The sequence below is a fragment of the Variovorax sp. AC194 genome (genome assembly GCF_979257995.1).
This window is the reverse complement of sequence record NZ_OZ409823.1, coordinates 6,670,321-6,694,354: the sequence shown is the minus strand read 5'-3', so window position 1 is coordinate 6,694,354 and position 24,034 is coordinate 6,670,321. Positions and strand designations below refer to the sequence as shown.

The following is a 24,034-nucleotide window of genomic DNA, read 5'->3' as shown; positions in this document are numbered from 1 at the left end:
ATTTATAAGCCACTAGCGCCGAAATCATTGGCCTTTCATTCGGAGCGCGGGCTAAATCCTGGTCTGAAGCCCTCATCATGTCCATGAATACTGGAAATATCGACGCACCCGAACCGATCGCCGGCCGCACCGGTCTTGCGGGCGGCATCGAGTCGTTCACGCTCGACCGCCAACGCTTCTATTTCGGCTACGACCACAAGCAAGGGCGGGTGCTGTCGCCGGCGATCGACGACGCCGCGGCGATGGCGCGCTTCGCCAGCCGTCACATGCAGGCGATTTTTCCCGGGCGCCTGTTCGGGTTGCTCGGCAAGACGGGACCGAAGGACGAGGCCTTCTGGGCGGAGTTGGTGACGTGGTCCGAGAACGCCTCCGACCTGCGACCGGACCCGCCCGACCGCGCGCTGACTCGCATGCGGCTCGTCGCGGGCGTGTCGAAGCTCGCGCTGGCGATCAGGGAGAACCGCGTCGTGTACGAGTTCGCGCTCGACATGCTGCCGTGCGACCTGCTCGTGGCTGCGGGAGACGGCATGCCGGCAACAGCCGATGGCCAGGAAGACATCGAGGCACAGATCGCCATCGTCTCGGGCGACACACCCCTGCCGCCGGGCCGCGAGGTCGCCGACGTGGCACGCGCGCTGCAGGCCCGGCTGAACGCACTGGTACAAGGGGCGCACGGCAATTGGGCGGAGATGTTCCCGATGCTGGAATCCTGAGCGGCGCGCATGGCGGCCGACCGCAACAAGAGATCGATGACCGTGCAACCCTGAGCAACCAACAAGAACCATGCGAGACAACGACAACACCTTCGACTACATCATCATCGGCGCCGGCACCGCCGGCTCGCTCATCGCCAACCGCCTGAGCGCCGACAAGACCAAGCGCGTGCTGCTCATCGAGGCCGGCCGCAAGGACGACTACCACTGGATCCACATTCCGGTCGGTTATCTCTACTGCATCGGCAACCCGCGCACCGACTGGCTCTACAACACCGAGCCCGACGCGGGCCTCAACGGCCGGGCGCTGCGCTATCCGCGTGGCAAGACGCTGGGCGGGTGCTCCAGCATCAACGGGATGATCTACATGCGCGGCCAGTCGCGCGACTACGACCAGTGGGCCGACCTCACCGGCGACGACAGCTGGCGCTGGCAGAACGTGCTGCCGGCCTTCAAGAAGCACGAGGACTTCTACCTGGGCGCCGACGAACTGCACGGCGCCGGCGGCGAGTGGCGCGTGGAGAAGCAGCGCCTGCGCTGGGACATCCTCGATGCGTTCGCCGAAGCCGCGGTCGAGGCCGGCGTGCCGCACACCACCGACTTCAACCGCGGCAGCAACGAAGGCGTGGGCTATTTCCAGGTCAACCAGAAGAACGGCTGGCGCTGGAACACGGCCAAGGCGTTCCTCAGGCCCACCTGCTACGGCCGGCCCAACTTCGAGCTGTGGACGGGCGCACAGGTCTCGCGCCTCCTCTTCGAGAAAAACGACGACGGCACTCAGCGCTGCACCGGCGCCGAGGTGTGGAACGGCAGCGAGATGAGCACCGCGCGCGCCGAGCGCGAAGTGATCCTCTCCGCGGGCGCCATCGGCTCGCCGCAGATCCTGCAGCTTTCGGGCATCGGCCCGGCAGAGCTCCTGCGCCAGCATGGCATCGACGTGGTGCTCGATGCGCCCGGCGTCGGCGCCAACCTGCAGGACCACCTGCAGATCCGCGCGGTCTACAAGATCGACGGCGCGCCCACGCTCAACGTGCTCGCCTCGTCGATGGTCGGCAAGGCGAAGATCGGCCTGGAATACCTGCTCAAGCGCAGCGGCCCGATGAGCATGGCGCCCTCGCAACTGGGCGCCTTCACGCGCAGCTCCGATGCCTACGAGTGGCCGAACCTGGAGTACCACGTGCAGCCGCTCTCGCTCGATGCCTTCGGCGATCCGCTGCACAGCTTTCCGGCCTTCACCGCGAGCGTGTGCAACCTCAACCCGACGAGCCGGGGCTCGGTGCGCATCAAGAGCAAGCGCTTCGAGGACGCACCGGCCATCGCCCCCAACTACCTGAGCACCGACGAAGACCGCAAGGTGGCCGCCGACTCGCTGCGCGTGACGCGCCGCATCGCCTCGCAACCCGCGCTCGCCAAGTACAAGCCCGAGGAGTGGAAGCCCGGCGTGCAGTACCAGAGCGACGAAGACCTCGCGCGCCTGGCCGGCGACATTGCCACCACCATCTTCCATCCGGTGGGCACCACCAAGATGGGCGCCGACGGCGATGCGATGGCGGTGCTCGATGCGAAGCTGCGCGTGCGCGGCATCCAGGGCCTGCGCGTGGTGGATGCGGGCGCGATGCCGACCATCACGAGCGGCAACACCAACAGCCCCACGTTGATGATGGCCGAGAAGGCTGCGGGCTGGATCGTCGAAGCCAACCGCTGAAACGGCGCTCTTTTCGGCGCTCTCAGCGGCGCGCCGCCGGCTTGCGCGGCGCGGCCTTCGGCTTTTTTTCCTCTTTGGTTTTCTTGCTGGCCAGGCGCGCCTTCGCGCCTTCGAGCATGAGCTCCACGCCGACATCGAACATCGCATCGGGCCCGGCCTTGCGGTAGCTGGCGAACGCCTCGGCCAGCAGGGGGCGCGAGGCCGCGGCGGCATCGAGCGTCTGCTGCCGCACTGGCGCGTCGTCGGGCGTGGCCTGTTCCTCGAGTACGCAGCCCACGGTGTAGCGGCCCAGCGCAATCATCAGCGTCATCGCCTGCGCCGCAGGCAGGCCCCGGCTGACCACGCCGGCGAGCTGGGCCTCCACCATTTCGAGGTCGCCCGGATCGGGCTCGGTGCCCGCGTGCAGTCGCGCGCCGTCGCGCCGCGCGAGCAGCGCGCGCCGGAAGCTGCGCGCGTTCTCCAGCAGGAACGCCTCCCACGATTCGCCTTCGAGCGGCAGCCGGCGCTCGTGCGCGCGGCGCAGGATCTGGCCGCTCATCGCATCGAGCAGCGCGCGCTTGTTCTTGAAATGCCAGTACAGCGCGGGCTGCTGCACGCCCAGGCGCTCGGCCAGGAGCCGCGTGCTGAGCTTGTCCATGCCGACCTCGTCGAGCAGCGCGAGCGCCGCCTCGAGGATCGTTTCGCTATCCAGTTTCATGCCGATGTCCGTGCCTGTGATCCAAGCCTGTTTCCGGACCGATGGTACGGGGACTTCCCAGCCAGGAATTTATCGCTGATAATTCCTTATCAATGATAAATTCCAACACATCTTTTTCGGTTGTCGCCGCGGGCAGCCGCCACGCGCAGGGGGTGATCCTGGCGATCGTCACGCTCGACGCCATCGGCATCAGCCTGGTCATGCCCATCCTGCCGAGCCTGCTGCGCGAGGTCGGCCACACCGGCGACCTCGGCTGGCACTTCGGCGCCTTTCTCTCGCTCTACGCGCTGATGCAATTCCTCTGCGCCCCCGTGCTCGGCGCGCTCAGCGACCGCTTCGGCCGTCGGCCGGTGCTGCTGGTCTCGGTGGCCGGCGCGGCGATCGATGCGCTCTTCATGGCCTTCGCGCCCTCGCTGTGGATGCTGTTCGTGGGCCGCGCGATCGCGGGCATGACGGGTGCGAGCATGGCGGTGGCCTCGGCGGCCATCGCCGACCTCACGCCCGAGCACCAGCGCGCGCGCTGGTTCGGCCGCATGGGCGCGTGCTTCGGCCTGGGCTTCATCGCCGGTCCGGCGATCGGCGGCGTGCTCGGCGACCACGGCGTGCGGCTGCCGTTTGTGGCGGCGGCGGTGCTCAACGGCATCACCTTTCTCGTCGGCCTGCTGGTGCTGCGCGAATCGCGTCCGCCCGCGCTCGCGTCCAAGCCCTTCGACCGCGGCGTGCTGCATCCGCTCGCACCGCTGCGCTGGGCCGCAGGCTTTCCCGCGCTGCTGCCGATCCTCGGTGTATTCCTGGTGCTCGTGCTGGTGGGCGAAGTGGCCGGCACGACCTGGGTGATCCACGGCGAAGACCGCTACGCCTGGAACGGCACCACGGTCGGCCTTTCGCTCGCGGGCTTCGGCCTCATCCATGCGCTGGTGCAGGGCGTCCTGGCGGGCCCGCTGGTGGAGCGCTGGGGCGAGCGCGCGGCGATCGCGGTCGGCACGCTCTCGGACTGCACGGCCTACGCGTTGATCGCCTTCGCCTCGCAGGGCTGGATGGCGCTCGCGCTGCTGCCGTTCCTGTGCATGGGGGGCGTCGGCCAGCCCGCGCTGCAGGCCATGCTCTCACGGCGCGTGGGCGAGGCCGACCAGGGGCGGCTGCAAGGCGTGCTCGCGAGCATCTCCAGCCTGGCATCGGTGGCCGGCCCGCTCATGATCAGCTCGCTCTACTTCGCGTTCCGGGTGCGCTTCCCGGGCATCGTGTGGCTGGCCGGCGCCGTGCTCTATCTGCTGTGTCTGCCGGTGCTGATGCGCAAGGCGAAGGCATAGTTGCGCGGGCTCGCCCCTTCGAGAACACCGAGGAACCGGCTTCGCCGGGCCTCAGGTGTTGCCCCCGGTAGGGGGTTGGCGAAGCGACACGAAGTGCGCGCAGCCTGGGGGCGAGCCTATTTTTCAATGGTCTTGTTCCAGCGCGAATTCCAGGCGGGCCGGTTCGCGTTGATGCTCTCCCAGTCGATGGTGATCGCGGTCTTCATCCACTTGTTGATGTCCGCCACCTGCGTCGCGCCTTCGCCCACGGCGGGCGCCTTCGGGTTGGTCGGGATCTGCGCGCCGTACTGGAGCACGTTGGCCTGCGCGAGCGGGCTGAGCAAAAACTCGGCGAGCTTCTGCGAGAGCTCGGGCTCGCTGTTGTTGGCGATCACGCACTGGCCCACCATCAGCACCACCGCGCCTTCCTTGGGCGGCGCGTACTCCACCGGAATGCCCTTGGTCTTGAGCGCGGCCACGGCCGTGGGCGTGAGCGGGAAGATCGCCGCCTCGCCGGTCTGCACCATCTCCGAGAGCTTGGCCGAACTGGGGATGTACTCCAGCACGTTGGGGCCGACGGTGGTGGGCCAGGCCTTGAAGCCGGGCTCCACGTTCTTGTCGTTGCCGCCCTGGATGCGGTTGAACATCAGGAAGCCGTGCAGCCCGAACGACGACGAGGACATCGACTGGAACACCACCTTGCCCTTGAACTTCGGGTCGGCCAGGTCCATCCACGAGGTGGGCGCGGCCCAGCCCTTTTCCTTGAACATCTTGGCGTTGTAGGCCAGGCCCGTCATGCCCAGGCTCACGCCGCTGGCCATGTCGTCCTTGAAGCGCGCGGCCGGGTAGATCTCGGCGAGCGAGGGGTTGGGCTTTTGCTTCTGGCACAGGCCCATGCCGATGGCGCGCACCATGATGCCGTCGTCCAGGAACATCACGTGCATCTGCGGACGGTCCTTGTTGGCCTGCGCCTTCGCGAGGATGTCCGACGAGGTGCCCGGCACCACCACCACCTTCGCGCCGTACAGCTTCTCGAAGGCCGGGAACACGTACTGCGTGTACGCCTTCTCCATGGTGCCGCCGTTCATGCCGATGTAGAGCGTCTTGGTCTGCGCGCTGGCCGCGCCGGTGGCCGCGAGCAAGGACACCGCCGCCGCCCCGAGCAGGGTCCGGCGAAGGGAAAAGGTCTTCTGGGAACAGGACATGGTGCGGGACATGGTGGTTGCCTTTCAGGGGAGGGTGGGGACGGAAGTGGAACTGGAGACGGATGAGGAAGGGCTTTGTTCTTCGTCCGCGCCTTCTCCCTCTTCGTCGGGAAAGGAGCGGTCGACCGCGAACGCATCGATCGGCGTGCTGCTGCGGCCATCGCGCACCAGCTCGGCCAGCACCTCGCCCGCGGCGGGGCCGATCTGGAAGCCCGCGCCCGAGAAGCCGAAGCCATGAAAGAGGCCGGGCGTCGTGCGGCTGGGCCCGAGCACCGGCTGGCGGTCGGGCATGTTGCCCTCGGTGCCGCTCCAGGTGCGGATGAAATGCGCATGGCGCAGCGCGGGCAGCAGCTCGATGGCCTGCATCGCGAGCGTGGCGATGGCGTCGCGATCGACACGGGCGCGGTCGGCATCGAGCGCGAAGCCGCGGCCGCCGCCGAGCACGAGGTTGCCGCGCGCCACCTGCCGGCCGTAGATGCCACCGCCCTCGACACCGAGGCTCCAGTCCATGAAGTGCGGCATCGGCTCGGTCACCGCCATCACGGGATGGCTCGCGCGCAGCGGAACGACCTCGCCGAACTGGGCGGCGAACGGCGCGGCCCACGCGCCCGCGCAGTTGAGCAGCACCGGCGCATGCACCTGGAGCGCATTGCCCGAGCGCAGCATGAACATCGCGCCGTCGTGCGCGACTTCGTCGACCGGGTGGCGCTCGAAGATCTGCGCGCCCGCGCGCTGCGCCGCGAGCGCGAACGCGGGCGACACGAGACGCGGATTGGCCTGCCCGTCTTCCACGCACAGCGAGCCGCCGACCGCGCGCGGGCCGAGCCACGGGCAGCGCTCACGCAGGCGCGCCGCGGAAATCAGCTCGAGCCCGAGGTCGAAATCGAGGCTCTGCGCGCGGTAGCGCTCGAGCGAGGCCATGTCCGATTCGCTGCGCGCGATCTTGAAATGGCCCGAGCGCAGGTACTCGCCGTCGGTGCCGAGCAGCGAGGGCAGGCGGCCCCATATCTGGTGCGCGCGCTGCGCGAGCGGCAGTTGGCTCAGCGGCCGCCCCTGGCGCCGCACGCCGCCGAAGTTCACGCCGCTGGAGCGCGAGCCGCAGAGGTCGCGCTCCAGCAGCGCGACGCCGATGCCCATTTGCCGCAGCGCGAGCGCGGCCGACGAGCCGACGATGCCGCCACCGACGATGGCCACGTCGGTGCGCAGCGTCCGAATCGAACTCATGCGCCGGCTCCTTCGGCCGATGCGTGCACGGCGAGATGGATCGGAATCGGCTTGATCGGCGCCTGCCCGCGCAGCCGGCCCACCTGCTGCAGCGGCTGGCCCGTCGCATGCGCGAGGATCTCTGCCGCTGCCACGCCGCACATGCGGCCCTGGCAACGGCCCATGCCGACGCGCGACAGCGCCTTGAGGCGGTTCATCTCGTCGGCGCCGTTGGACGAGACCGTCTGGCGCAGCGTGCCGGCGGTGACGTTCTCGCAGCGGCAGACGACGAGGTCGTCGGGCGCGTTCGCGGCCCAGTCCTGCGGCAGCGGAAAGGCGCGTTCCAGTCCGCGGCGAAAGCCCGTCAATCCTTCGAGCTTGCGTTCGAGCGCTTCGGCGCGCCCGGCATCGACGGCCACACCGCGATCTGCGAGCAGCGCGAGCGCGGCACGTTCGCCCGCCCACTCGGCCGCATCGGCGCCCATGATGCCGGCGCCATCGCCCGCGACGTACACGCCGGGGGCGCTCGCGCGGCCTGCCGCATCGCGCACCGGCAGGTGGGCGCGGTGCATCGGCGCGAACTCGAAGCGGCAGCCGAGCAGGTCCGCGAGCTGCGTTTCGGAGCGCAGTGCGTAGCCGAAGCCGACGGCGTCGCAATCGAGCGTGCGCTCCTCGCGGCCGTCGTGCCACGCGACGCCGGTGACGCGGCGTGCGTCGGCATCGCCGGTCACGCGCAACGGACGCACGCCGCTGTGCAGCGGCACGCCGTGCGCGCGCAGCCACGCGACGAAGTACACGCCCTTCGCGAACACCGCCGGTTGGCGCAGCATCGCGGGCGTCGCGGCGATCTGGTCCGAGAGGCGCGCGGTGTCGAGCACGGCCGCGACCTTCGCGCCGGCCTTCGCATACTGGTAGGCCACGAGGTACAGCAGCGGCCCCGTGCCCATGAACACCACGCGCTGCCCAATTGCGCAGCCCTGGAACTTGAGCGCGACCTGCGCGCCGCCGAGCGTGTAGACGCCGGGCAAGGTCCAACCCGGCACGGGCAGCACGCGGTCGGTGGCGCCCGTCGCGACGATCAACGCGCCATGCGGCACGCGCGTCGTGGTGCGCGTCGGGTTGTGCAGCACGTCGAGCACGCCGGCCTGTGCGTTCCACACGAGGCTGTCGGGGCGGTAGTCGATGCGATCGCGCAATGCATCGAAGGCGGCATGCACCGCGTTCGCGCGCGAGGCTTCGAAGCCGTAGAGCGTGGCCGCGGTGCGCTGGATGAAGTTGGCGGGCGGGCGGCGGTAGATCTGTCCACCGGCACGGGCGGCCTCGTCGATCACGAGGGGGCGCAAGCCGTGCGCGACCAACGCTTGTGCTGCGCGCACGCCGGCCGGTCCGGCGCCGACAATCACGGGTTGAAGTTCTGCATTCGTCATGCGCCGCTCCGCCCGGTCACGAGCGCCATGCCCGGCGCGATGAAGGTGGAGCAGGCGCGCAGGCGCTCGCCTTCGGCGGTCGCGATCCAGCAGTCCTGGCAGGCGCCCATCATGCAGAAGCCGGCGCGCGGCGTGTCGCTGAATTCGTTGCGACGAAGTTGACTGCCCTGCGTGAGCACGGCCGTGAGCACCGTGTCGCCGGCGAGCGCCGAAGCGGGCTCGCCATCGAGCGTGAAGGCCACGGCCGCGCGGCCGGTCTCGGCCACGCGATGCAGCAGCGCGTGCGATGCGGTCGATGCCATCTACTTGCGCCCCACCAGCACGCGGTCCAGCCCGTAGAGCCGGTCCAGGATCACCATCGCGATGGCGGTCACCGCCACCATCAGCGCCGAGACCGCCGCCATCAGCGGATCGATCGACTCGGTCGCATACATGTACATGCGCACCGGCAGCGTCACCGTGCTCGGCGAGGTCACGAAGATCGACATCGTCACTTCGTCGAAGCTGTTGATGAAGGCCAGCATCCAGCCGCCCGTGACGCCCGGCAGGATCATCGGCAGCGTGATGCGCCGGAACACCGTCGCCTGGCTCGCGCCGAGCGAGAGCGCGGCCTGCTCCGCGCTGCGGTCGAAACCCACGAGCGCGGCCACCACGAGCCGCAGCGTGTAGGGCGTGACGATGAGCGCATGCGCCATCACCAGCCAGCCGAAACTGCCCGTGCCGCCCACCAGCGCGAACAGGCGCAAGAGCGCCACGCCCAGCACCAGGTGCGGAATGATCAGCGGCGAGAGAAAAAGGCCGTTCAAGAAATCGCGCCCCGGAAACTCGTAGCGCGTGATCGCCATGCCGGCCGGCACCGCCAGCAGCGTCGCGATGGTGGCCGAGGCCAGCGCGAGCCACAGGCTGTTCCAGAACGACTGCATGAAGTCGGGGTGCGCGAACACCGCGGCGAACCAACGCAGCGAGAAGCTGGTGGTCGGAATGGTCAGCGTGTTCTCGGGCGTGAAGGCGACGATGCACACCACCAGCAGCGGTGCCAGCATGAAGGTGATGACGAGCGCGTTGAACGCGAGGGCGAAGGGGCCGTTCTTGCTCATGGCTTCAGCCCAGCGCTTTCTTGTAGCGGCCTTCGACCAGGCGGTTGTAGCTCAGCGTCACGATCAAATTCGCGGCGAGCAGCGTGAGCGCGATGGCCGCGCCCAAGGGCCAGTTGAGTTCGCTCAGGTACTCGTCGTAGACGACCGTTGCGACCATCTTTAGGCGACGCCCACCGAGCAGCCCCGGAATCGCGAACGAACTCGCGGCGAGGCCGAAGACGATCAGGCTGCCCGAGAGGATGCCGGGCATCACCTGCGGCAGCACGATGCGGCGCAGCGTGGTGAAGGGCGAGGCCTTGAGCGAGAGCGCGGCGTTCTCCACGCCCGGGTCCAGCTTCTGCAGCGAAGTCCACACCGGAATGACCATGAACGGCAGCATCACGTGCACCAGCGCGACGATCACTGCGATCTCGGTGTAGAGCATCTTCACCGGCCCGAGGCCCACGAGGCCCAGCAGCGAATTCACGGCACCCTCGGGCCCGAGCAGCATGCTCCAGCCGAAGGCGCGCACCACCACCGACACGAGCAGCGGCGCGAGCACCACCAGGAGCAGGATCGAGCGCCACGGGTTGCGCATGCGGCTGAGCACATAGGCCTCGGGCGCGCCGATGACCACGCAGATCAGCGTGACCAGCGCCGAGATCCAGAAGGTGCGCCAGAAGATGCCGTGGTAGTACGAGTCGGTGAACACCTGCGCGTAATGCGCGAGCGTGAATTCGCCGGCCTTCGGACCGGTGGCCGGGTCGTACACGTTGAACGACAGCACGGCGGTGAGCAGCAGCGGCACCAGCAGCAGCGCGGTGAAGAGCAGCAGCGCGGGGCCCGAGAGCCACCAGGGCGCCGCCCTGTTCCGGATGCCGCTCATGCCGCGACCGCCTCCTCGGCCGGCAAGAGGCGCGTGCAGTGCGCGGGCCAGTCGATGCCGACCGCGTTGCCCTCGTCGAGCGCATCGCGGCCGTCGTTGGGGCTCAGCACCATCAGGTCGCCGGCGGGTGTGGCGATGCGGTAGAGCCACTGGCTGCCGAGGAAGAAGCGCTCCTGCACCGTGCCGTCGAGCCGGCCGCGGCCCGTGGTGACGAGCTGGAGCTTTTCGGGCCGCACGCTCATGAGCACCGCGGCGCCGGCCTTGAAGCCGTCTTCGTCGACCTGCACCGCGAGCGGGCCGACCTCGACGCTGCAGCTGCCGGTGCTGCAGGTGGTCACGCGTCCGTTCAGCAGGTTCGCCTTGCCCACGAAGGTGGAGATGAAGCGCGTGCTCGGGTGTTCGTACACGCGGTGCGGATGGTCGATCTGCGTGGCGCAGCCGCCTTCCATCACCACCACGCGGTCGCTGATCGACATGGCCTCGCTCTGGTCGTGCGTGACCATCACCGTGGTGGTGCCGACCTTGCGCTGGATCTGGCGCAGCTCGAACTGCATCTCCTCGCGCAGCTTGGCGTCCAGGTTGGAGAGCGGCTCATCGAGCAGCAGCACCGGCGGCTCGATGACCAGCGCGCGGGCGAGCGCCACGCGCTGGCGCTGGCCGCCCGAGAGCTCGCGCGGGTAGCGCGTGGCGTGCGGCTCCAGGTGCACCAGCGCGAGCGCCTGCTTCACGCGTTCGGCGCGCTCGGCCTTGGGCATCTTGCGCATCTCCAGGCCGAAGCTCACGTTGTCGGTCACCGTCATGTGCGGAAAGAGCGCGTAGCTCTGGAACACGATCCCCAGGCCCCGGGTGTTGGCCTTGGCGTTGGTGATGTCCTTGCCCGCGAGTTCGATGCGGCCGCTGGAGACCGCCTCGAAGCCCGCGATCATCTGCAGCGTCGTGGTCTTGCCGCAGCCCGAGGGGCCGAGCAGCGAGACGAACTCGCCCTTTTCGACCGTGAGGTTCATCGCCGACACCGCGCGGGTGCTGCCGTAGAACTTGGTCACGTCGGTAAGCCGTAGGAATGACATGGAAGCGCCTTTCGTGGGGACCGGAAGATGGCGTGCGACACCTTGGTGCAGGCCATGGACCGCTGAGTACTTTCAATTCACTCTATTGCAACGATTGCGCCAGAACGCCTCGGGTATTCCATTAATCAGAATCTTTCTCTGATTTATTCCATTCATTGGAATATCGAACCTAAAATCAATGCAGAAAATTCCACAGGAGCAAGGTATGGAAACCCCTTCGGAGGCCGCTTCGGCATCGACCGCATCCAGCGGCGGCGTGCCGCGCGTCTTTTCGGTGATCCGCGCGCTCGGCGCGGTGCAGGCCGAAGGCGGCCGCGTGACGCAGATCGCACGGTCCGTGGGCCTCACGCAAGCCACCACGCACCGTTTGCTGCAGGCGCTGATGGCCGAGGGCATGGTCGAGCAGGACGAGCGCACCAAGCTCTACCGCCTGGGCATCGATTTTTTCGCGCTCGCGGCCAACGCCGGCAACCCCGGCGACCTGCGCGCGATCTGCCGGCCGGTGCTGCTGCGTTTGTGCGCGAGCCTGGGGGACAGCATCTTTCTCCTGGTGCGGAGCGGCTTCGACGCGGTGTGCCTGGACCGCAGCGAAGGGCCGTTTCCGATCCGCTCGTTCACGGGCGACATCGGCGGGCGCATCGCGCTCGGCGTGGGGCAGGGGGCGCTCGCGATCCTGGCGTTTTTGCCGGAGGCGGAGCGGGAAGAAGTGATCCGCTTCAATCTTTCGCGGGTGCGCGAGTACGGCGTGTACGACGAGGTCTATCTGCGCACCGAGATCGAGCGCGTGCGCCAGGCCGGCTACGCGGGGCGCAACACCGGGCTGCTCGAAGGCATGGCGGGCGTGGCGGTGCCCATCCTCGATCGCGAAGGGCGCGCGGTGGCGGCGCTGAGCGTGGGCACGATCGCCGACCGGCTCAATGTGGACCGCATGCCCACGGTGGTCGAGTTGCTCAAGCGGGAAGCGGCGGCCATCGGGCCGAAGATCAATCCCTTTGATGCGACGCTCAGGCGGCCGGCGCAGAGCCTCGCGGGCTCACCGGCAGGCCAGAAGATCTCGCTGCCCGACGCGCCCGCGCCGGGCTGATCACTTCAGCTTCCGGTCTTCGCTCTTGGCCTCTTCCATCGCCTCGGGCTCCAGCTCCTCGGCATAGCGGTTCAGGCGGATGAAGAGGCCCCAGCCCGCCATCAGGAGGCCCACGGCGCCCAGCATCGCGGCGGCGTGCAGCATCAGCTCGGGCGCCTCGCGCGCCTTGAAGGTGGCGACCAACCCTTCGACCGCGACGGCCACCACGATCACCACCATGAAGCGGGAGAGGAAGCGGCGCACGCGCGTCGGTGCGCCGATGTGCGCGTCGCGCACCACTTCTTCCTCGAGCACGGTCTGCGAGATCTGCAGCGCCACCACGCCGGCCGCAAGCAGGCCCACCGCTTCGATGATCGCCTCGGCCGCCGGCAGGTCCAGGCCGTGCATGACCGCACCCCAGCCCGCGCGCGCCGCGATCACGACCAGGACGATCGAGGCCACCGCGAAGGCGAGCGCCATCAGCGCGTGGATCGCGGCATAGAGGGAGTGGATGAGCTTCATGGCGCGTTCGGGGCGGGAAGTGAAGGTGCGGAATCTTCGGCGCCCACGGCGGCGTCGTGCGTAGGCGCGCAGCCCGACGCGCGGGGAGCGGACGCCGAGTTCATTCCGCAAACGCATCAAGTCCTTCCAATTTTTCACTATGCAACGGCGCGGGATTCGCACATATTGGCCCGGTTCCGCCGTTCCATTTCCTCTCTCTTCTTCTCCTTCCTCCACCCCGGAGCGTCCATGTCAGAAGCCCAGACCCCCGTTTCCCTCCCCACCGAAGTCGAACAACTGCTGCAGCGCCTGGGCGTGCCCCGCGCCGCCCACACCGGCGGCGAGTTGACGGTGCGCTCGCCGGTCTCCGGCGAGGTGATCGCGCAGGTGCCGCAGACCACGGCCGCGGAGGCCACCGCCGCCATCGGCCGCGCGCACGAAGCCTTCAAGGCCTGGCGCAACGTGCCGGCGCCGCGCCGCGGCGAGCTGGTGCGCCTCCTGGGCGAAGAGTTGCGCGCCGCCAAGCGCGACCTCGGGCGCCTCGTCACGCTGGAGGCCGGCAAGATTCCGTCCGAAGGCGCGGGCGAGGTGCAGGAGATGATCGACATCTGCGACTTCGCGGTCGGCCTCTCGCGCCAGCTCTACGGCCTCACGCTGGCCACCGAGCGCGCCGAGCACCGGATGATGGAAACCTGGCATCCGCTGGGCGTGTGCGGCGTGATCTCGGCCTTCAACTTTCCGGTGGCCGTGTGGTCGTGGAACGCGGCGCTCGCGCTGGTGTGCGGCGACTCGGTGGTGTGGAAGCCGTCTGAGAAAACGCCGCTCACCGCACTGGCCGTGCACGCCATCGCGCAGCGCGCCATCGAGCGTTTCGGCGATGCGCCCGAAGGCCTGCTGGGCTTGCTGCTGGGCCAGCGCGACATCGGCGAAGTGCTGGTGGACGACCACCGCGTGCCGATCCTCTCGGCCACCGGTTCCACGGCGATGGGCCGGCAGGTCGGGCCCAAGCTCGCTGCGCGCTTTGCCCGCGCCATTCTTGAACTGGGCGGCAACAACGCCGCCATCGTCACGCCCTCGGCCGACCTGGATCTCACGCTGCGCGGCATCGCGTTCTCGGCGATGGGCACGGCCGGCCAGCGCTGCACCACGCTGCGGCGCCTGTTCGTGCACGACAGCGTGTACGACCAGCTGGTGCCCAAGCTCGCGAAGGTCTACGGCAATGTGCAGGTGGGCGATCCGCGCGAGGCTGGCACGCTGGTCGGTCCGCTGATCGACCGCGCGGCCTTCGAGGGCATGCAGAAGGCCTTGGGCGAAAGCCGCGAGCTCGGCGCCAAGGTGCACGGCGGCCAGCGCGTGGACGGCATCGGCACGCAGGAGGCCTACTACGTGCGGCCCGCGCTGGTGGAACTCAAGTCGCACGACGGCCCGGTGCTGCGCGAGACCTTCGCGCCCATCCTCTACGTGGTGCGCTACAGCACGCTGGATGAAGCCATCGAATGGCACAACGCCGTCGGTGCGGGCCTGTCGTCGTCGATCTTCACGCTCAACGTGCGCGAGGCCGAGCGCTTCATGTCCAGCGCGGGTTCTGACTGCGGCATCGCCAACGTCAACATCGGCCCGAGCGGTGCCGAAATCGGCGGCGCCTTCGGCGGCGAAAAGGAAACCGGCGGCGGGCGCGAAGCGGGCTCGGACAGCTGGAAGGCGTACATGCGCCGTGCGACCAACACCATCAATTACTCGACGGCATTGCCCCTCGCCCAGGGCGTGACCTTCGATATCGGCGACTGATCGACCCCGGCCCGTTGGTCTTGCCGCGCAGCACTTCGCCGCAGCGGCAAGGCGGCGGCCGCGCGCATCCAAGAAAAACTACCAGGAGACAGAGAAGATGAAAAAGCAAATGAAGAAGACCCTCGCCACCGCCGCGCTGCTCGCGCTCGCATTCGGCGGCGCCACCGCGCAGCAGGCGCCCACGGGCGGCACGCTCGACAAGATCAAGGCGAGCGGCAAGGTCGTGCTCGGCGTGCGCGAGGCCTCGCCGCCGATGGCCTACATGCTGGGCGCGGGCGAGAAGTACGTGGGCTACCACGTCGAACTCTGCGAGCGTGTGCTCAAGGACATCACGCCCAACGCCAAGCTCGAATACATGGCCGTGACCGCGCAGAACACCATCCCGCTGGTCCAGAACGGCACGCTCGATATCGGCTGCGGCCCCACCACCAACAACACCGCGCGCCAGCAGCAGGTGGCTTTTGCACTCACCACGTATGTGAGCGAAGTGCGCATGGCCACCAAGGTCGATTCGGGCATCACCACGCTGGACCAGCTCGCGGGCCGCAACGTGTCGGCATCGACCGGCACCACCGCCGTGCAGTTGCTGCGCAAGCGCGAGCGCGCGCAGAACGTCTCGTACAACACGATGCTCGGCAAGGACCACCTGGAGAGCTTCCTGCTCATGGAGTCGGGCCGCGCCGATGCCTTCGTGCTCGACGACAACCTGCTCGCCGGCATCATCGCGAACTCCAAGAACCCGGCGGCCTACCGCATCGTGGGCGATGCGCTGGGCTCGGAGCCGATCGCGCTCCTGTTCCGCAAGGACGATCCGGCCTTCAAGACCGCGGTGGACGAGTCGCTGCGCAAGCTCATGAAGAGCGGCGAGCTCGAGAAGATCTACACCAAGTGGTTCGTGGCCGCGATTCCGCCGAAGAACACGAGCCTCAACCTGCCGATGAGCCCGGCCCTGAAGCAACTGCTGCTCGAACCCAACGACAAGCCATTGGAAGCCTACGCGAAGTGACAGACGCCGCCGTGTTCTCGCCGGCGCAACGCGTGCGCGCCATCCATGTCTCGGAGATCCTGCGCATCACCGACCATGCACAGGCGCTCAAGCGCGCCGGCCGCCCGGTGATCGTGCTGGGCGCGGGCGAGCCCGACTTCGACACGCCCGAGAACATCCGGCATGCGGCCTCGCAGGCGATTGCGCGCGGCGACACGCGCTACACGGTGCTCGACGGCAGCCCGGCGATGAAGGCGGCGGTGCAGCTGAAGTTCAAGCGCGACAACGCGCTCGAATTTGCGCTCGACCAGATCAGCGTGAGCGCGGGCGCCAAGCAGGTGATCTTCAATGCGCTGATGGCGAGCCTCGACCCGGGCGACGAAGTGATCCTGCCCGCGCCGTACTGGACCTCGTACGCGGACATCGTGCAGATCTGCGGCGGCGTGCCGGTGTCGGTGGCGTGCGGCGAGGAGAACGGCTTTCGGCTGACCGCGGCGCAGCTGCAGGCGGCCATCACGCCGCGCACGCGCTGGCTGTTTCTCAACTCGCCCTCGAACCCGAGCGGCGCGGCCTACAGCGCCGAGCAGCTCAAGCCGATCACCGACGTGCTGCTCGATCACCCGGGCGTCTGGGTGCTGGCGGACGACATCTACGAACACATCCTCTACGACGGCCTCGCCTTCGCGACGCCGGTGGCGGTCGAGCCGCGCCTGTGCGAACGCACGCTCACGGTGAACGGCGTGTCCAAGGCCTATGCGATGACCGGCTGGCGCGTGGGCTACGGCGCCGGGCCGCGCGCATTGATCGCGGCGATGGCCGTGGTGCAGAGCCAGTCGACCTCGTGCCCGTCGTCGGTGAGCCAGGCCGCGGCGATCGAGGCGCTCACCGGACCGCAGGGCATCGTGGCAGAGCGCTGCGCATCGTTTCAACAGCGCCGCGACTTCGTCGTGGCCGCACTCAACCGCACGCCGGGCCTGCATTGCCGCGTGCCCGAGGGTGCCTTCTACACATTCGCGAGCTGTGCCGGCGTGCTCGGCAAACGCACCGCTGGCGGCGCGCTGCTGCAGACCGACAGCGACTTCTGCCGCTACCTGCTGCAGGACTTCGACGTGGCCGTGGTGCCGGGCAGCGTGTTCGGGCTCGCGCCGTATTTCCGCATCTCGTATGCGACGTCGATGGCGCAGCTGGAAGAGGCCTGTGCGCGGATCGCCGCTGCCTGCGCCGCGCTCTCCTGAACATCTTCATTCCACTGGAACCCACATGACTTCCTCCCGCACCGGCGGCCAGATCCTGGTCGACCAGCTCATCACCCACGGCGTCAAGCAGCTCTTCTGCGTGCCCGGCGAAAGCTTCCTGGCCGTGCTCGACGCGCTGCACGATGCATCGATCGACGTGACGGTGTGCCGGCAGGAGGGCGGCGCCACGATGATGGCCGAGGCGCAGGGCAAGCTCACGGGCAAGCCGGGCGTCTGCTTCGTCACGCGCGGCCCCGGCGCCACCAACGCGGCGGCGGGCGTGCACATCGCGCACCAGGACTCGACGCCGCTCCTGCTGTTCGTCGGCCAGGTCGCGCGCGACGCGATGGGCCGCGAAGCCTTCCAGGAGCTGGACTACAGCGCGGTGTTCGGCACGATGGCCAAGTGGGTCGTGCAGATCGACGACCCGGCGCGCGTGCCCGAACTCGTCTCGCGCGCTTTCCATGTCGCGACCTCGGGCCGGCCCGGTCCGGTGGTGATCGCGCTGCCGGAAGACATGCTGACCGAAGCCGCCGTGGTGGCCGATGCGTTGCCCTATGCCGTGACCGAAACCCATCCCGGCGCGGCACAACTGGCCGAGCTGCAGCAGCGCCTGTCGCAAGCGCAACGGCCCGTCGTCATCCTGGGCGGCAGCCGCTGGTCCGAAGCCGCGACGCAGCAGTTCGCGCAGTTCGCCGAGGCCTATGCGCTGCCCGTCTACTGCTCGTTCCGCCGCCAGATGCTGATGTCCGCCGAGCACCCCTGCTACGCGGGCGACCTGGGGCTCGGCGCGAACCCGCGCATGCTGGCGCGCGTCCGCGATGCGGACCTCGTGCTGCTGGTGGGCGGGCGTCTGTCGGAAGTGCCGTCGCAGGGCTATGAGCTGTTCGCGATCCCGCAACCGAAGCAGGCGCTGGTGCATGTGCACGCGGATGCCGACGAGCTCGGCAAGCTCTACCGCCCGGCGCAGGGCATTCATGCCACGCCGCAGGCCTTCGCTGAAGCCGTGTCCACGCTGCGCCCCGCGTCACCGCCCGCGTCACCGCCCGCGTGGCAGGCCGAGACGAAGACCGCGCGCGAAGAGTTTCTGCGCTGGAGCGACCCGGCGCCCATCCGCATTCCCGGTCCGCTGCAGATGGGCGAGGTCATGCAGCACCTGCGCGAGGTGCTGCCGGCCGACACCATCTTCTGCAACGGTGCGGGCAACTTCGCGACCTGGGTGCACCGCTTCTGGCCGTTCCGCGCGTTCGCGAGCCAGCTCGCGCCCACCAGCGGTTCGATGGGCTACGGCCTGCCGGCCGGCGTCGGCGCCAAGCGCCTGTGGCCCGAACGCGAGGTGGTCGTGTTCGCGGGCGACGGCGATTTCATGATGCATGGCCAGGAGTTCGCGACCGCCGTGCAGTACGGCCTGCCGATCCTCGTGGTGCTGCTGGACAACGGCATGTACGGCACGATCCGCATGCACCAGGAAAAGCACTACCCCGGCCGCATCAGCGCCACGCAGTTGAAGAACCCCGACTTCCGCGGCTACGCCGAGGTGTTCGGCGGCCACGGCGAGCGCGTGACCACGACGGAAGAATTCGGCCCCGCACTCGCGCGTGCACGGGCCAGCGGCAAGCCGGCGATCCTGCACTGCCTGCTGGACCCCGAGGCGATCACGCCGGCCAGCACGCTGCAGTCGATTCGCAAGGCCGCGCTGGCCGCGAACTGAGGCGTCATCAGAGCGGTCGTTATCGGCCGCTCATTGGCAGCGCCCACCAGTGCGCAGGGCATCGGGTGCTCCCCGCAGCGAAATAAAGGGGGAGGGCGAAGCCCGGAGGACATTCGCGGAGGGGAGCACCCGGTGGCCTGTGCACCCGCCCTGAACGCCAACTAAAAACGTCAGCGCAACCCGCCGACATAGCGAGGCGGCGGCGTAGGCGGCGTCCCATCGGGTTGCCGCGCCGCGAGCCGCGCCGCCCGAGCAAGAGGCTCCATCGCCAGCTCCAGCCGCGTCGCGAGCTGGTCGAGCTCCTCGTCCTTGGTCTCGGCGGCATGCAAGCGCGTCATGCGCACGATCTCGGCGGCGTACTCGGCATTGGTGGCCATCCATTCGGTGTCGGTCACGCGCCCGTGCTTTCGCCGCAGTGCCACGTGAAGGCGGGCTGCAAGCGCGATGCGTTCGCTTTCGGACATGGATGGCATGGCGTCTCCCTCGGTGGTCAGGCTCCCAGGTGTTCACGGTGCTGAGCAAGATCGAGGCCCAGCTGTTCGCTTTCGGGGTCGACGCGCAACCCGACCAGCACGTGCACCAGGAACAGCACGATCGCCGTCCCCGCCGCGCTGTAGATCGCCACGCTGCCGACCGCGATCGCCTGCGTCAGCACATTGCCCGCCGCGCCCGAGATGCGTGCATCGGCGAACACGCCCGTGAGGAGCGCCCCCACGATGCCGCCGATGCCGTGCACGCCGAACACGTCGAGCGAATCGTCCGCGCCGAGCATGTGCTTCAGGCCCGTGGCGCCCCAGTAGCAGGCCAGGCCCGCGATGGCGCCGATGGCCAGCGCCGAGAGCGGCGTGACGAAGCCGGCGGCCGGCGTGATCGCCACCAGCCCCCCCACGAGGCCCGAGCACAGGCCCAGGAGCGAAGGGCTGCGCCGCACGATCCACTCGCCGATCATCCAGCTCATCGCGCCGGCCGCGGCAGCGATGTGCGTGACCAGCATCGCCAGGCCCGCGCGCCCGTCGGCTGCCACCGCCGAGCCCGCATTGAAGCCGAACCAGCCGACCCAGAGGAGGCCCGCGCCCATCATCGTCATGGCCAGGCTGTAGGGCTCGAAGGCCTCGCGCCCGTAGCCCTTGCGCGGGCCGAGCGCATAGGCGCACACCAGCCCCGCGATGCCCGCGTTGACGTGCACGACCGAGCCGCCCGCGAAATCGAGCGCGCCCATCTGCGCGAGCCAGCCGCCCGGCTCCCACACCCAGTGCGCGATGGGCGCATACACCAGCACGCTCCACAGCAGCGCGAACCACAGCACCGCCGAGAAGCGCATGCGCTCGACGAAGGCGCCCAGCACCAGCGCGGTCGTGATGATCGCGAAGGTCAGCTGGAACATCGCATAGACCGATTCGGGCACGTTGGGCGCGATGTGGCTCACGGCGACCTGCCCGGCTTCCTTCAGGTACTCGAAGCCCGAGAACCAGAAGCGCCCGGTGCCGCCGAGCCACGGCCAGCCGGCGGTGAAGGCCAGCGAATAGCCCAGCGCGAACCAGGTGAGCGAGACCGCCGCGGCGATCGCCACGACGGCCGCCATGGTGGCCAGCACGTTCTTGCGCCGCACCATGCCGGCGTAGAAGAGCGCGATGCCGGGCAGCGTCATCAGCAGCACGAGGGCGGTCGAGGTCATCATCCAGGCGGTGTCGGCCGCGTTGATGGAGGCTTGCGGGACCAAGGCCATGGCGGTGCGCTTCTTCGAGTTGTAGGGTGTGGCCTTACGTGCACGAGTCGTGCCACGTCGTTAACTACCAGAAACACTTTGGTTTGCGAATCGGCCGTTCGCAGTAAGGCAAAGCGGGTAATTCCCAATGCACTGGTGCGGTGCAGCACATAAAGTCTGCGCACTCGCGAACGGGCCCTGCTCGTGCTGCCGAGGGTCCGAGGAGACAATTTCCCCTTCAAAAAGAAAAATCCTTCAAGGCTCCGTACGAGATGCCGGTTTGAACTTGAAAGGCGCCGCTGGTCGGCGCCTTTTTTATGCCCGCGCGAAGGGCGTTGGCAGGTTTTTTCTTCTGATCAAATCTCCTGGGTCGCCCATATACCGCGGTACTTCATTGCTAGCTTTTCAGTAGCAATCTGGGTCAAGCAATCTCCTCATTGCAATGCGGTAACTATGGGCACCTTGCTGCTCGCGGGATTTGTCGAATCGATCGACACGGACGCGGATCGATCGTGGAACCGTCGCGCTTTGCATCTTTTCGGGCGCACCACCGGCGACGCTGCCTGGCACCAACAAGAGCGCGTCGATATGGGGCGCGGCCACCGCCGTGGCGTCCTGGAATGAAAAAAGCCCCCGCGCTTTCGTGCAGGGGCTCGTTCAGGGAACGCCGGGACGAGCCTATTCCTCGACGAAGGCCTCTTCGCGCTTGGCCTTGATCGAGGGCAGCAGCACGATGCACAACAGCGCCGCCGCAGCCACCAGCAGCCCCGCCGACAGCGGCCGCGTGACGAACACGCTCCACGCACCGCGCGACAGCAGCAGCGCGCGCCGCAGGTTCTCTTCCATCATCGGCCCGAGGATGAAGCCCAGCAGCAGCGGCGCCGGCTCGGTCTTGAGCTTCAGGAACAGGTAGCCGATGAAGCCGAAGATCGCGACCATCCACACGTCGAAGGTGTTGTTGTTGGTCGAGTACACGCCGATCGCGCAGAAGAGAACGATGGCGGGGAACAGGAACTTGTAGGGCACCGTCAGGAGCTTGATCCACATGCCGATCAGCGGCAGGTTCAGGATGATCAGCATCGCGTTGCCGATCCACATCGAGGCGATCAGGCCCCAGAAGAGCTCGGGGTTGCTGGTCATCACCTGCGGGCCGGGCTGGATGTTGTGGATGGTCATCGCGCCCACCATCAGCGCCATCACCGCGTTGGGCGGAATGCCCAGCGTCAGCAGCGGAATGAAGGAAGTCTGCGCGCCGGCGTTGTTGGCCGATTCGGGCGAGGCCACGCCGCGGATGTTGCCCTTGCCGAAGGGCACTTCGCCCGGGCGCATCTTGATCTTCTTCTCCAGCGCGTAGGCCGCGAAGGCCGCCAGCAACGCGCCGCCGCCGGGCAGGATGCCCAGTGCCGAACCCAGCGCCGTGCCGCGCAGCACCGCGGGCGTCATGCGCTTGAAGTCGTCCTTGGTGGGCCACAGGCCCTTGACCTTGTGCGTGAAGACTTCGCGCTCGTCGTCGGGCTGCGAGAGGTTGCCGATGATTTCGCCGTAGCCGAACACGCCCATGGCGATCACCACGAAGCCGATGCCGTCGGTGAGCTCGGGGATGTCGAAGCTGAAGCGGGCGACGCCCGAATTGACGTCGGTGCCCACGATGCCCAGCAGCAGGCCCAGCACGATCATCGCCACCGCCTTCAGGAGCGAGCCCGAAGCCAGCACCACGGCGCCGATCAGGCCCAGGGTCATCAGCGAGAAGTACTCGGCCGGGCCGAACTTGAAGGCCAGCTCGGTCAGCGGCGGCGCGAAGGCGGCCAGGATCAGCGTGCCGACGCAGCCCGCGAAAAACGAGCCGAGGCCCGCCGCCGCGAGCGCGGGGCCCGCGCGACCCTGCCTGGCCATCTGGTAGCCGTCGATGCAGGTGACCACCGAGGACGATTCGCCCGGCAGGTTCACCAGGATGGCGGTGGTCGAGCCGCCGTACTGCGCGCCGTAGTAGATGCCGGCCAGCATGATCAGCGCCGAGACGGGCGGCAGCGCGTACGTGGCGGGCAGCAGCATCGCGATGGTCGCGACGGGGCCGATGCCCGGGAGCACGCCGATCAGCGTGCCCAGGATGCAGCCCAGGAGGCAGTACAGCAGGTTGGTGAAGGTGAAGGCAACGCCGAAACCGATGGAAAGGTTGTGGATCAGGTCCATGGTGCGTGCTCCTCAGCCCGAGATGAAAGTGGGCCAGACCTGGATCTGGAGCTTGAGCGCCCAGATGAAGGCCACGTAGCTGCCGGCCGCCAGGATGGTGGAGAGCACCAGCACGTCGCGCAGCTTGAACTGCGTGCCCGCCATGCTGGAGATGATCGTGAGCGCGTAGATCGCGATGATCATGCCCATCGCCGGCAGGCCGATGCTCGGCAGGCCCCCTAGCAGGATGCCGAACGCGAGGTTGGCGCCGAGCACGAAGGCCAGCGGCTTCCAGGCCCATTTGCCGATCTTGTCGCCGTCGGTGGTCTCCACCACCATGGCCTGGAACATGATGACCACCCCGAGGATGGCCAGGAGGATGCCCAGCATGAGCGGGAAATAGCCGGGGCCCATGCGGGCGCCGTTGCCGACGGTGTAGGTGGTGGCGCCTATCGCGAAGGCGCCCCCCACGGTGGTGAACATGACCCCTGAAAAGAAGTCCGCCTGACTCTTGATCTTCATCGCCTCGACCCTCTGTTTTGGAGAGGTGAGGGTCGTCTTGGGCGGCTGACCGTTGGCTGACCGCTCCGGTAAGGACAAATGCTTAGGCCAGGATTAGGGTTCTCCCCGGAGCGACGTTTTTTTGGCCCGTGGAGCCGGTTTTTCGGGCTTCCTGCAACAGAGGAAAAGGAACGGCCGGAAACGAAAAAAGCTCCCGAAGGAGCTTTTCATTCATTCAGAGAGCCGGAGCTCCCTGACTGTGGATGAGGGCTTAGTAGCCGCCGCGACCACCGCCGCCGCCGCCGTAACCGCCGCCGCCACCGCCGCTACGGCCACCGCCGCCGCCGCCGTAACCGCCGCCGCCGCCACCACCACCGTAGCCGCCGCCACCACCGCCAGCGCCGCCGCCGTAGCCGCCACCACCGCCGGTGCGGGGGACGAGCTTCCATCGGACGAGCTTCGTTCACCGTCAGGGCACGGCCCTGGAGCGAATGGCCGTTCATGGCTTCGATGGCTGCGAGTGCTTCAGCATCCGAACCCATTTCGACGAAGCCGAAGCCCTTCGAACGGCCGGTATCGCGTTCCATCATGACCTTGGCGCTGACGATCGAGCCGAACTCGCCGAAAGCCTGTTCCAGGTCGTTGTCACGCACAGAGTAGGCGAGGTTGCCTACGTAGAGTTTCTTGCCCATGGAGGGACTCCTAATTCAAACCAACAAAACAAAGCGATGGAGTCCCAGAATCACAACAAACAAGTGCGCTGTGGCGCGAAACTGACCGATCACCGAATTACGTGCACGGGAGACAAGCTCACAGACACGTGGGGGGAATTATCCCGGTCCTTTGCAAAAAAGCGTGGGAAATCGTGTGTTATTGAGAAACATCCCGGCGCGACGGGCGGTTTCGCAACGGTTTGAGCAGGTCCGACAGCCCGTTGTGGTCTATTTCATGCATCAAATGGAGCAGCCGGCCGATTTCTCCCGAGGGAAAACCCTCGCGTGCGAACCAGGTCAGGTAATTTCCGGGCAAATCGGCGATCAGCGTGCCCTTGTGCTTGCCGAAAGGCATCTCCAGGGTGACGAGGCGCTGCAGGTCTTCGGGCTTCATG

General features: G+C 68.0%; 22 protein-coding genes and 2 pseudogenes. 9 read left to right on the top strand and 15 right to left on the bottom strand.

Annotated elements, in window-relative coordinates:
- Nucleotides 1–77 precede the first annotated feature (77 nt).
- Nucleotides 78–713, top strand: a complete 636-nt coding sequence (locus ACZYRS_RS31505) for a hypothetical protein (RefSeq protein WP_463422338.1) — start codon at nt 78–80, stop codon at nt 711–713.
- Between the two features lie 70 nt (nt 714–783).
- On the top strand, nt 784–2,418 hold the full coding sequence (locus ACZYRS_RS31500; RefSeq protein WP_463422337.1) for a GMC family oxidoreductase: 1,635 nt from the start codon (nt 784–786) through the stop codon (nt 2,416–2,418).
- Between the two features lie 22 nt (nt 2,419–2,440).
- Here the strand turns inward: ACZYRS_RS31500 and tetR are convergent, their stop codons facing one another.
- Entirely contained in the window at nt 2,441–3,115 is a 675-nt protein-coding gene (tetR, locus tag ACZYRS_RS31495; RefSeq protein ID WP_463422336.1) for a tetracycline resistance transcriptional repressor TetR, read from the bottom strand.
- Nucleotides 3,116–3,207: 92 nt separating this feature from the next.
- On the opposite strand from tetR, the gene tet reads away from it, so the two are divergent.
- Nucleotides 3,208–4,425: a Tet(A)/Tet(B)/Tet(C) family tetracycline efflux MFS transporter gene (gene tet / locus ACZYRS_RS31490; RefSeq protein WP_463422335.1), complete on the top strand. Its 1,218-nt coding sequence runs from the start codon at nt 3,208–3,210 to the stop codon at nt 4,423–4,425.
- Between the two features lie 116 nt (nt 4,426–4,541).
- Here the strand turns inward: tet and ACZYRS_RS31485 are convergent, their stop codons facing one another.
- Genes ACZYRS_RS31485 through ACZYRS_RS31455 form a run of 7 tightly spaced genes read right to left on the bottom strand, consistent with a single transcriptional unit; the run spans nt 4,542 to nt 11,268 of the window.
- Nucleotides 4,542–5,609, bottom strand: a complete 1,068-nt coding sequence (locus ACZYRS_RS31485) for an ABC transporter substrate-binding protein (protein WP_198787000.1) — start codon at nt 5,607–5,609, stop codon at nt 4,542–4,544.
- Between the two features lie 24 nt (nt 5,610–5,633).
- Nucleotides 5,634–6,833: an NAD(P)/FAD-dependent oxidoreductase gene (locus ACZYRS_RS31480; protein ID WP_463422334.1), complete on the bottom strand. Its 1,200-nt coding sequence runs from the start codon at nt 6,831–6,833 to the stop codon at nt 5,634–5,636.
- Nucleotides 6,830–8,239 carry an FAD/NAD(P)-dependent oxidoreductase gene (locus tag ACZYRS_RS31475; protein ID WP_463422333.1) on the bottom strand — a complete coding sequence of 470 codons (1,410 nt, stop codon included), beginning with the start codon at nt 8,237–8,239 and terminating at the stop codon, nt 6,830–6,832. Before ACZYRS_RS31475 ends, ACZYRS_RS31480 begins: the two co-directional genes overlap by 4 nt.
- Nucleotides 8,236–8,541, bottom strand: a complete 306-nt coding sequence (locus ACZYRS_RS31470) for a (2Fe-2S)-binding protein (protein WP_198787003.1) — start codon at nt 8,539–8,541, stop codon at nt 8,236–8,238. The genes ACZYRS_RS31475 and ACZYRS_RS31470 overlap by 4 nt, the downstream gene beginning before the upstream one ends.
- A complete protein-coding gene (locus ACZYRS_RS31465) occupies nt 8,542–9,336 on the bottom strand; it encodes an ABC transporter permease (protein ID WP_463422332.1) in 795 nt (264 codons plus the stop codon).
- Between the two features lie 4 nt (nt 9,337–9,340).
- Nucleotides 9,341–10,201, bottom strand: a complete 861-nt coding sequence (locus ACZYRS_RS31460) for an ABC transporter permease (RefSeq protein ID WP_463422331.1) — start codon at nt 10,199–10,201, stop codon at nt 9,341–9,343.
- Complete coding sequence (locus tag ACZYRS_RS31455) at nt 10,198–11,268, bottom strand: ABC transporter ATP-binding protein (RefSeq protein ID WP_463422330.1); 1,071 nt, start codon at nt 11,266–11,268, stop codon at nt 10,198–10,200. The genes ACZYRS_RS31460 and ACZYRS_RS31455 overlap by 4 nt, the downstream gene beginning before the upstream one ends.
- A 205-nt stretch (nt 11,269–11,473) precedes the next feature.
- On the opposite strand from ACZYRS_RS31455, the gene ACZYRS_RS31450 reads away from it, so the two are divergent.
- Nucleotides 11,474–12,352 (top strand): IclR family transcriptional regulator, encoded by an 879-nt coding sequence (locus tag ACZYRS_RS31450; protein ID WP_198787007.1) that lies wholly within the window; start codon nt 11,474–11,476, stop codon nt 12,350–12,352.
- Here the strand turns inward: ACZYRS_RS31450 and ACZYRS_RS31445 are convergent, their stop codons facing one another.
- On the bottom strand, nt 12,353–12,853 hold the full coding sequence (locus ACZYRS_RS31445) for a hypothetical protein (protein ID WP_463422329.1): 501 nt from the start codon (nt 12,851–12,853) through the stop codon (nt 12,353–12,355).
- A 228-nt stretch (nt 12,854–13,081) separates the two neighbouring features.
- Between ACZYRS_RS31445 and amaB the strand changes: the two genes are divergently transcribed.
- The 4 genes from amaB to ACZYRS_RS31425 all read left to right on the top strand — a co-directional run bounded on the left by amaB (nt 13,082) and on the right by ACZYRS_RS31425 (nt 18,551).
- Complete coding sequence (gene amaB / locus ACZYRS_RS31440; RefSeq protein ID WP_463422328.1) at nt 13,082–14,620, top strand: L-piperidine-6-carboxylate dehydrogenase; 1,539 nt, start codon at nt 13,082–13,084, stop codon at nt 14,618–14,620.
- Nucleotides 14,621–14,729: 109 nt separating this feature from the next.
- Nucleotides 14,730–15,626 (top strand): amino acid ABC transporter substrate-binding protein, encoded by an 897-nt coding sequence (locus ACZYRS_RS31435; protein WP_463422327.1) that lies wholly within the window; start codon nt 14,730–14,732, stop codon nt 15,624–15,626.
- A complete protein-coding gene (locus ACZYRS_RS31430) occupies nt 15,623–16,840 on the top strand; it encodes a pyridoxal phosphate-dependent aminotransferase (protein ID WP_463422326.1) in 1,218 nt (405 codons plus the stop codon). The genes ACZYRS_RS31435 and ACZYRS_RS31430 overlap by 4 nt, the downstream gene beginning before the upstream one ends.
- 25 nt (nt 16,841–16,865) lie before the next feature.
- On the top strand, nt 16,866–18,551 hold the full coding sequence (locus ACZYRS_RS31425) for a thiamine pyrophosphate-binding protein (protein WP_463422325.1): 1,686 nt from the start codon (nt 16,866–16,868) through the stop codon (nt 18,549–18,551).
- Between the two features lie 170 nt (nt 18,552–18,721).
- Here the strand turns inward: ACZYRS_RS31425 and ACZYRS_RS31420 are convergent, their stop codons facing one another.
- Both ACZYRS_RS31420 and ACZYRS_RS31415 read right to left on the bottom strand, forming a co-directional pair.
- Nucleotides 18,722–19,024 (bottom strand): hypothetical protein, encoded by a 303-nt coding sequence (locus ACZYRS_RS31420; RefSeq protein ID WP_198787013.1) that lies wholly within the window; start codon nt 19,022–19,024, stop codon nt 18,722–18,724.
- Between the two features lie 17 nt (nt 19,025–19,041).
- A complete protein-coding gene (locus ACZYRS_RS31415) occupies nt 19,042–20,277 on the bottom strand; it encodes an ammonium transporter (protein ID WP_463422324.1) in 1,236 nt (411 codons plus the stop codon).
- Between the two features lie 432 nt (nt 20,278–20,709).
- Between ACZYRS_RS31415 and ACZYRS_RS31410 the strand changes: the two are divergent.
- Nucleotides 20,710–20,875 (top strand): annotated as a pseudogene (locus ACZYRS_RS31410) (sulfite exporter TauE/SafE family protein); the annotation flags it as partial.
- A gap of 59 nt (nt 20,876–20,934) precedes the next feature.
- Here the strand turns inward: ACZYRS_RS31410 and ACZYRS_RS31405 are convergent.
- From ACZYRS_RS31405 to ACZYRS_RS31390, 4 genes and pseudogenes are all read right to left on the bottom strand, one after another.
- Entirely contained in the window at nt 20,935–22,446 is a 1,512-nt protein-coding gene (locus ACZYRS_RS31405) for a tripartite tricarboxylate transporter permease (RefSeq protein WP_013538814.1), read from the bottom strand.
- Nucleotides 22,447–22,458: 12 nt separating this feature from the next.
- A complete protein-coding gene (locus tag ACZYRS_RS31400) occupies nt 22,459–22,947 on the bottom strand; it encodes a tripartite tricarboxylate transporter TctB family protein (protein WP_013538813.1) in 489 nt (162 codons plus the stop codon).
- A gap of 250 nt (nt 22,948–23,197) precedes the next feature.
- Nucleotides 23,198–23,618 (bottom strand): annotated as a pseudogene (locus ACZYRS_RS31395) (RNA recognition motif domain-containing protein).
- Nucleotides 23,619–23,796: 178 nt separating this feature from the next.
- On the bottom strand, nt 23,797–24,033 hold the full coding sequence (locus ACZYRS_RS31390) for a DUF3820 family protein (RefSeq protein WP_093053658.1): 237 nt from the start codon (nt 24,031–24,033) through the stop codon (nt 23,797–23,799).
- Nucleotide 24,034: the final 1 nt, after the last annotated feature.

Bases quoted from the DNA above. Each gene is read 5' to 3' on its own strand.
- ACZYRS_RS31475 (WP_463422333.1), bottom strand. From the start codon at position 8,239: ATGACGAATGCAGAACTTCAACCCGTGATTGTCGGCGCCGGACCGGCC.
- ACZYRS_RS31505 (WP_463422338.1), top strand. From the start codon at position 78: ATGTCCATGAATACTGGAAATATCGACGCACCCGAACCGATCGCCGGC.
- ACZYRS_RS31465 (WP_463422332.1), bottom strand. From the start codon at position 9,336: ATGAGCAAGAACGGCCCCTTCGCCCTCGCGTTCAACGCGCTCGTCATC.
- ACZYRS_RS31415 (WP_463422324.1), bottom strand. From the start codon at position 20,277: ATGGCCTTGGTCCCGCAAGCCTCCATCAACGCGGCCGACACCGCCTGG.
- ACZYRS_RS31400 (WP_013538813.1), bottom strand. From the start codon at position 22,947: ATGAAGATCAAGAGTCAGGCGGACTTCTTTTCAGGGGTCATGTTCACC.
- ACZYRS_RS31500 (WP_463422337.1), top strand. From the start codon at position 784: ATGCGAGACAACGACAACACCTTCGACTACATCATCATCGGCGCCGGC.
- ACZYRS_RS31390 (WP_093053658.1), bottom strand. From the start codon at position 24,033: ATGAAGCCCGAAGACCTGCAGCGCCTCGTCACCCTGGAGATGCCTTTC.
- ACZYRS_RS31485 (WP_198787000.1), bottom strand. From the start codon at position 5,609: ATGTCCTGTTCCCAGAAGACCTTTTCCCTTCGCCGGACCCTGCTCGGG.
- amaB (WP_463422328.1), top strand. From the start codon at position 13,082: ATGTCAGAAGCCCAGACCCCCGTTTCCCTCCCCACCGAAGTCGAACAA.
- tet (WP_463422335.1), top strand. From the start codon at position 3,208: ATGATAAATTCCAACACATCTTTTTCGGTTGTCGCCGCGGGCAGCCGC.
- ACZYRS_RS31455 (WP_463422330.1), bottom strand. From the start codon at position 11,268: ATGTCATTCCTACGGCTTACCGACGTGACCAAGTTCTACGGCAGCACC.
- ACZYRS_RS31450 (WP_198787007.1), top strand. From the start codon at position 11,474: ATGGAAACCCCTTCGGAGGCCGCTTCGGCATCGACCGCATCCAGCGGC.
- ACZYRS_RS31435 (WP_463422327.1), top strand. From the start codon at position 14,730: ATGAAGAAGACCCTCGCCACCGCCGCGCTGCTCGCGCTCGCATTCGGC.
- tetR (WP_463422336.1), bottom strand. From the start codon at position 3,115: ATGAAACTGGATAGCGAAACGATCCTCGAGGCGGCGCTCGCGCTGCTC.
- ACZYRS_RS31470 (WP_198787003.1), bottom strand. From the start codon at position 8,541: ATGGCATCGACCGCATCGCACGCGCTGCTGCATCGCGTGGCCGAGACC.
- ACZYRS_RS31405 (WP_013538814.1), bottom strand. From the start codon at position 22,446: ATGGACCTGATCCACAACCTTTCCATCGGTTTCGGCGTTGCCTTCACC.
- ACZYRS_RS31460 (WP_463422331.1), bottom strand. From the start codon at position 10,201: ATGAGCGGCATCCGGAACAGGGCGGCGCCCTGGTGGCTCTCGGGCCCC.
- ACZYRS_RS31445 (WP_463422329.1), bottom strand. From the start codon at position 12,853: ATGAAGCTCATCCACTCCCTCTATGCCGCGATCCACGCGCTGATGGCG.
- ACZYRS_RS31480 (WP_463422334.1), bottom strand. From the start codon at position 6,833: ATGAGTTCGATTCGGACGCTGCGCACCGACGTGGCCATCGTCGGTGGC.
- ACZYRS_RS31420 (WP_198787013.1), bottom strand. From the start codon at position 19,024: ATGCCATCCATGTCCGAAAGCGAACGCATCGCGCTTGCAGCCCGCCTT.
- ACZYRS_RS31425 (WP_463422325.1), top strand. From the start codon at position 16,866: ATGACTTCCTCCCGCACCGGCGGCCAGATCCTGGTCGACCAGCTCATC.